The sequence below is a fragment of the Aquabacterium sp. UBA2148 genome (assembly GCF_002328915.1).
In the GTDB taxonomy this organism is placed as follows: domain Bacteria; phylum Pseudomonadota; class Gammaproteobacteria; order Burkholderiales; family Burkholderiaceae_C; genus Aquabacterium; species Aquabacterium parvum.
The window spans coordinates 481-6,857 of sequence record NZ_DCXA01000181.1 but is presented as its reverse complement, the minus strand read 5'-3'; the positions used below and the strand labels follow the sequence as shown (position 1 = coordinate 6,857).

The following is a 6,377-nucleotide window of genomic DNA, read 5'->3' as shown; positions in this document are numbered from 1 at the left end:
CCACCACACCCGGTGCGGCCTCGCTGGCTGGTGGCACCACGCGCACGACCTGCCCCACCTCGATCAGGTTGGGGTTCTCCAGGCTGTTCCAGGTGGCGATGTCGCGCCAGTTCTGTCCCGACTCCAGCGCAATGCGGATCAGCGTGTCGCCAGGTTTGACGGTGTAGTAACCGGGCTTGCCGGCGTTCTCGGCGCCCGGCAGCACCTTGGGGGCGCTGGCAGATGAAGCGGACGAGCCACCGGCAGGTCGCCCTTGGTCTTCAACCGGGGCACGCCGACCGGGCGAAGCGCAACCGGCCAGGATGAGGAGGGTGGCCGCCGCGGCGACCAGGCGAATGGAAGGTCTCATGGGCATTTGGTTGTGGCCCCAGGTGCAAAAAACACCCGGCGGCACCGTCAGGTCATGCCGGATTTTAGGGGGACGAACAGGACGGCCCCGGCCCGACTGTGTTTCAAGCTGCCATCGGGCAGGCGATCGACGATGGTGAGCACCTGCCCCCGACCGGCCTCTTCCATCGGCGCCACCAGGCGCCCTCCAGGGGCGAGTTGGTCGAGCCAGGCTTGAGGCAGGGCTGAGCCCCCCGCTGCGGCGATGATGGTGTCGTAAGGGGCTTGCGGGGCATGGCCCAGCATGCCATCACCGTAGACGAGGCGGACGTCGGGCATGCCCGGCACCGAGGTGCGCAGCCCATCGAGGTGCTGGCGCGCCTTGAGGTGCAAATCGCGCAAACGCTCGATGGAGACCACCCGTCGCGCCAGCAGCGCCAGCAGCGCCGCCTGGTAGCCACAGCCCGTGCCCACCTCCAGGCAGGCCCCCAGTGGCCTGGCCAACACCGCAGGGTCGGCAGCCAAGCCCGGGCGCGTGCACAGCGCCTGGATCATGGTCGCCACGACGGACGGTTTGGAGATGGTCTGCCCCAGGCCGATGGGCAGGCTGGTGTCTTCGTAAGCCTGGTTGACCAGGGCGGTGTCAACGAACTGGTGGCGAGGCACGCGCGCGAAAGCGTCCAGCACGCCCGGGTGGGCAATGCCCTCGGCAGCCAGGCGGGCCACCATGCGCTGACGAACCGACACCGAATCGAGCCCCACACCCTGGGGGCGACTCTGGCGCTGCCGCTCATCGACGGCATGTTGAAGCGGCGCTTGAGGACGCAACAATTCGCGCCCCGAGCGCACCGAGGCAGCTGCGGCCGCCCCAGCCGGCAATTGGTCAAGCTGCAAAGGAAAGCGCCTGGGCTTGCGCTCTGCCTGACCCTGGCTCATGCGCGCCCCACCCACTGCTGCCATTGGGGAAGGCGCTGGTGATCGGTCATGTCGACCTGAAGCGGCGTGATGGACACACGCCCCTGGCGGATGGCATGGAAGTCGGTGCCTTCGCCCTCTTCGCGGGCCTCGCCTGCGGGGCCGATCCAGTAGAACAGGTCGCCCCGAGGGTTGTGCTGCGGCACCGCCGGGAAGCTGGCGTGTCGGCGGCCCAGGCGGGTGATTTCCCAGGGGGCCTGGTCGGCATCGGCGCGCGACGGGATGTTGACGTTGAGCAACCACGGCCTGGCCGCAGGGGGCCGCGCCAGCACCTGCTCGATGACCTGGCGGGCCACCCGCGCGGCCACATCCAGGTGCTCCCACCCCTTTTCAACCAGGGAGAAGGCGATGGCAGGCACGCCGAACAGATGGCCTTCGGTGGCGGCGGCGACCGTGCCGGAGTACAAGGTGTCATCGCCCATGTTCGCACCGTTGTTGATGCCCGAGAGCACCAGGTCAGGCTGGGGGATGAGGCCTGCGGTGAGCGCCAGGTGCACGCTGTCGGACGGCGTGCCCGTGACATAGCGAAAACCATTGGCCGCCGTGTGCAGGCTCAGGGGCTGGTGCAGGGTCAAGGCATTGGAAGTGCCCGAGGCGTTGCGCTCTGGGGCGAACACGTCCACCACTCCCAGGCCTTCGCAGGCTTTGACCAGGGCTTCGATGCCGGGAGCCAGGTAACCGTCATCGTTGGCAATCAGGATTCGCATGCGACCATTGTAGGAGCGCAACGACAGGTGGGCGCAAAACATGCAAGCGGGGTGCAACAGGGGTGACGCAGCCCCCCATAGAGACCGATAATCCAAGGATGCGGTTCACCCAAATGGCTGACCCCCTTCATGCCCGGCTCTCGGGCGCATCATCAACCCAGGCCAATGCACCCAGCAGCCTCGGGAGGAGTCCATGGCTGTCAAGGTACTGATTCTTGAAGACAACCCGGTTGCACGGGGCTTCCTGTGCCGCGTGGTGCGGGAGAGCTTCAGCGACGTCGGCGACATCACCGAAGCCGGCGACCTGGAGGCGGTGCGCCGCATCCTGGGCCATTCGGCAGGGGGGCGCGCCAGTCCGCAAGCCGACCCGTTCCAGCTGATCCTGGTTGACCTCGAGTTGCCGGATGGCAGTGGGCTGGAGTTGCTCACCGAGCTCTCGCAATACCCGGCCACGCGGATCGTCACCACGCTGTACTCCGACGACGAGCACCTCTTCCCCGCGCTGCAATGTGGCGCAGATGGCTACTTGCTCAAGGAAGACCGCTTCGAGGTGCTGGTCGAGGAGCTGCAAAAGATCGTGCGGGGCCAGCCGCCGCTCTCGCCCGCCATCGCGCGCAGGCTGCTGACCCACTTCCGCACGGGCGAGCCCATGCCGGGCGCGCCTGCAGCCAACCACACCGGTGCAGCTTCCTCCGCGTCGGCAACGGTGCTGGTGGCCAGCGAACACGAACGCCTCACCCCCCGTGAGAGCGAGGTGCTGACCTACCTGAGCAAGGGCTTCACGATCAAGGAGATCGCGGCGCTGATGGGCATCAAGTGGTTCACGGTGAATGACCACATCAAGTCCATCTACAAAAAGCTCAATGTCTCGAGCCGGGCCGAGGCCGCCGTCCTTGCCAGCAAGCAAGGGCTGGTCTGACCTGGGTTGACCATGTCAGCGCACCTGATCGCAAGCGAGGCCGATGCCGCGAACTGCGAACCAGGCGCTGACCCGACTCACGCCTGGCCCAGCCTGGAGGCCGTTCTCCAGAAACCACTGAGCCTGCCACGGTGGGTGGGCTGGCGTCTGAAGGCGATGGCCACCATCGTGGTGGTGGCGATGGCTGGCGTGCTGCTGCTGGCGCACTGGCTGGCGGGGCAGCCTCGGTTCCCCTTCTCGCTCGCGGTCACGCCGACGGGCGAGGTGAGGCTGGACACCGCAGACTACCCTCCCCTGCGCCCGCTGGAGGGCAAGACGCTGCAAGCCCTGGGCATCGATCACGGCATGGCCGATGCGCACCCCGCACTCGTGGCCCCGATCCCGCCGCTGGCCCTGTTCCCCAGTGGTCGGTGGCTGCTCGACGAGGATGGTCTGCAGCGTTTCATCGCTGGACACGTGGGGCTGTCCAACGCCCTCGACAACTGGAGCCCCAACGGTGTCGCGGTGCGACTGCAGCTCAAGGGGCACCCCGACGCACCCATCCTGATCGCGCCCCGAGGCTGGGCTGGCATCACACCGGTTTACTGGGTGCTGGCGGCCTTGTCGCTGGTGGTGGCCTCGATGGGAGCGATGGTGCTGCTGTCCAACGCGGACTGGCGATACGGAGGCTATGCCCTGCTCGCCGTGACCCAGGCAGGCAACCTGCTGCTGATGGCACTGGAAAGCAACCTGGGCCTGTTCACCCCCACGTGGCTGCTGACCCTGGACACGAGCTTGCGCGCGCTGTTCGACCTGCTGGGCGCTGCGGGCTTGGTCCACATCGCGCTGTTGAACGCCACGCCAGGGCCCAACTGGGGGTTCAAGGCGGCGGCGGCCTGGCTGAGCGCCTTGGCGATGTGGGCATTGCACAGCAGCCTTTCGGCCGCCCAGGGTTGGTGGCTGCTGCAACTGGGGTGTGGCGGCCTGGCCCTGTGCGCCATCGGCGTGACATTCACGGAGCAAGCGCGCAGCCCCAATCCCCTGCACCTGCTGATGCGCCGGGTTTTGTTGATCGGCATGCTGACCTGGAGCTTGTTGAGCCTGGCCGTCTGGCTCACGCGCGAGCGCCCTGACCTGAACCTCGAAATCAGCACCTGGGGCGTGGCGGGCTGGCAGGCCTTCGTGACCTCGATGGTGCTGATCGCACCGTATTTCTCGCGCACGCGCCAGGTACAACGGGAGTTCATGCTGCTGGCCGCTTCGGGCACGGTCGCCGCATCGCTGGACCTGTTGTTCGTCGCGGTGTTCTCGATGGGTCAGCTGGCGTCGATGGCGATCTCTCTGATGCTGTCGATGGGGCTGTACCTGAGCTTTCGTCGTTGGCTGCTGGCCAGGCTGCCCCGGCCCGACTCCTTGTCGATGGAGAAGGTCTTCCAGCAGATCTACCGCATTGCACGGCAGATCGAAGTGCAGCCTGAGAGTGCCTGCCCAGCGATGTCCCGCTTGATGCGTGACCTCTTCGACCCCCTGGATGTGATGGTGGCCCAAGGCCATTTGAGCCAGGTGACACTGGACCAGGATGGCGGGTTGATGCTGGTGCCGGTGCCCAGCCTGACCGCTTCCACGCATGCCCGGCGAACGGTGCTGGTGGTCAAGCACGCCCGCAGGGGCCAGCACCTCTTCACCCGCGACGACTGCGCCTTGGCGCAACGCATCGTCGAGCAACTGCAGCGGGCGCTGAGCTTTGATCAGGCGGTCGAGCAGGGCCGCAGCGAGGAGCGCCTGCGCATCGCGCAGGACCTGCATGACGACATCGGCGCGCGCCTGCTGACGCTGATGTACCAGGCCCCCACGCCCGAGATCGAGGAGTACATCCGCCACACCATCCAGGACCTCAAGACGCTCACGCGAGGCCTGGCCGCGCACACGCATTGCCTGACCCAGGCTGCGGGCGAGTGGAAGCGCGACATCAGCCACCGGCTCAACGTGGCACGCTGCGAGCTGGACTGGCAAATGAAGCTGGAACGCGAGATCGGGCTGAACGTGGTGCAGTGGTCGGCGCTGACGCGCATCCTGCGTGAACTGGTGAGCAACACCATCAGCCACGCGCAAGCCAGGCGGGTGCAGGTGAGCTTGAGCCTTCAAGGCGGCACGCTGCGGCTGGTGGTGTGCGACGACGGCGTCGGCACGGCACCCGAGACCTGGTCACATGGGCTGGGGCTGGGTGGCGTGCGCAAGCGGGTCAAGCAACTGGGGGGCAACGTGCGCTGGTCAACCTTGGCGCCCCATGGGGTCTGCTGCGAGGTGGAGATCCCGAACTTCGCGGGGGCGTGCCCGGAAGATCAGATCGAACATGCGCCCGGCCAGGCTTCCGGTCACGCCTCCCATTGAGGCGTGTTGCGCAGGACCTCGTCGAGGGTCGTCAGGCCCTCGGCCACCTTCATCACACCTGACAGGCGCAGCGGGCGCAAGCCCTCTTTCGCGGCGGTGCGGCGCAGGCTGGCCATGTCGACCTGCGGGTGCATGGCGCCACGGACGGTTTCCGTCACCGGCAGCAACTCGTACAGGCCCACGCGGCCCTTGAAGCCCGTCATGCGGCACTCCAGGCAGCCCACGGGCTTGTGCGCGTTGACCTTGCCGTTCATGCGCCAGGGACGAATGGCTTCGGCCAGGGTCTTTTCATCCAGCTCGGTGTCAGGTTGTTTGCAGTGCGGGCACAGGGTGCGCACCAGGCGCTGGGCCAGCACGCCGATGACGGTGGCGCTGATGAGGTAGCTGGGCACGCCCAGGTCGGTCAGGCGCGTGATGGCCGAGGCCGCGTCGTTGGTGTGCAGGGTCGAGAACACCAAGTGGCCGGTGAGGGACGACTGGATCGCCATCTCGGCCGTTTCGAGGTCGCGGATTTCGCCGACCATGATGATGTCCGGGTCCTGCCGCATGAGGGCGCGCACGCCTTCGGCGAAACCCAGGTCGATGGCGGGCTGCACCTGCGTCTGGTTGAAGGAAGCCTCGATCATTTCGATCGGGTCTTCGATGGTGCAGACGTTGACCTCGTCGGTGGCCACGCGCTTGAGTGTGGAGTACAGCGTGGTGGTTTTGCCCGAGCCCGTGGGGCCGGTGACCAGGATGATGCCGTGCGGGCGGCCGACCAAGCCTTCCCAGATCTTGGTCTCGGAGGGCGCAAAGCCCAGCGCCTCGAAGGACTTGACGGTGTTGTCCGGATCGAAAATGCGCATCACCAGCTTCTCGCCGAAGGCGGTGGGCATGGTAGACAGGCGCATTTCGACTTCGTCGCCACCCGGGTTGCGCGTCTTGATGCGGCCATCGAGCGGGCGGCGTTTTTCGACCACGTCCATGCGGCCGAGCAGCTTGATGCGCGCGGTCATGGCCTGCATCACCGCCAGCGGCACCTGGTAGACGGTGTGCAGCACGCCGTCGATGCGAAAGCGGATGGCGCCCATCTCGCGGCG

General features: G+C 66.9%; 6 protein-coding genes. 2 read left to right on the top strand and 4 right to left on the bottom strand.

Going from position 1 to position 6,377, the window contains the following annotated elements; genetic code table 11:
* The 3 genes from B2W70_RS10155 to surE form a co-directional block, all read right to left on the bottom strand.
* A partial coding sequence (locus B2W70_RS10155; RefSeq protein WP_286745421.1) for a LysM peptidoglycan-binding domain-containing protein occupies positions 1-349 on the bottom strand: 349 nt, incomplete at its 3' end.
* A 47-nt stretch (positions 350-396) separates the two neighbouring features.
* The gene (pcm, locus tag B2W70_RS10150) at positions 397-1,263 is read right to left on the bottom strand and encodes a protein-L-isoaspartate O-methyltransferase (RefSeq protein ID WP_286745419.1); all 867 of its coding nucleotides are present in this window, start codon (positions 1,261-1,263) and stop codon (positions 397-399) included.
* The gene (gene surE, locus B2W70_RS10145; protein ID WP_058086119.1) at positions 1,260-2,009 is read right to left on the bottom strand and encodes a 5'/3'-nucleotidase SurE; all 750 of its coding nucleotides are present in this window, start codon (positions 2,007-2,009) and stop codon (positions 1,260-1,262) included. The genes pcm and surE overlap by 4 nt, the downstream gene beginning before the upstream one ends.
* A 193-nt stretch (positions 2,010-2,202) precedes the next feature.
* Between surE and B2W70_RS10140 the strand changes: the two genes are divergently transcribed.
* A complete protein-coding gene (locus tag B2W70_RS10140) occupies positions 2,203-2,928 on the top strand; it encodes a LuxR C-terminal-related transcriptional regulator (RefSeq protein ID WP_058086091.1) in 726 nt (241 codons plus the stop codon).
* Positions 2,929-2,940: 12 nt separating this feature from the next.
* Positions 2,941-5,298, top strand: a complete 2,358-nt coding sequence (locus tag B2W70_RS10135) for a sensor histidine kinase (RefSeq protein WP_286745413.1) — start codon at positions 2,941-2,943, stop codon at positions 5,296-5,298.
* On the opposite strand, the gene B2W70_RS10130 is transcribed toward B2W70_RS10135, so the two are convergent.
* Positions 5,283-6,377 (bottom strand): GspE/PulE family protein (locus B2W70_RS10130; RefSeq protein ID WP_286745410.1); only part of this gene is annotated, 1,095 nt, incomplete at its 5' end. The two genes, B2W70_RS10135 and B2W70_RS10130, sit on opposite strands and share 16 nt — an antisense overlap.

What these genes read in the sequence shown, in the direction of transcription:
- pcm (WP_286745419.1), bottom strand. Translation starts at nt 1,263, where the DNA reads ATGAGCCAGGGTCAGGCAGAGCGCAAGCCCAGGCGCTTTCCTTTGCAG.
- surE (WP_058086119.1), bottom strand. Translation starts at nt 2,009, where the DNA reads ATGCGAATCCTGATTGCCAACGATGACGGTTACCTGGCTCCCGGCATC.
- B2W70_RS10135 (WP_286745413.1), top strand. Translation starts at nt 2,941, where the DNA reads ATGTCAGCGCACCTGATCGCAAGCGAGGCCGATGCCGCGAACTGCGAA.
- B2W70_RS10140 (WP_058086091.1), top strand. Translation starts at nt 2,203, where the DNA reads ATGGCTGTCAAGGTACTGATTCTTGAAGACAACCCGGTTGCACGGGGC.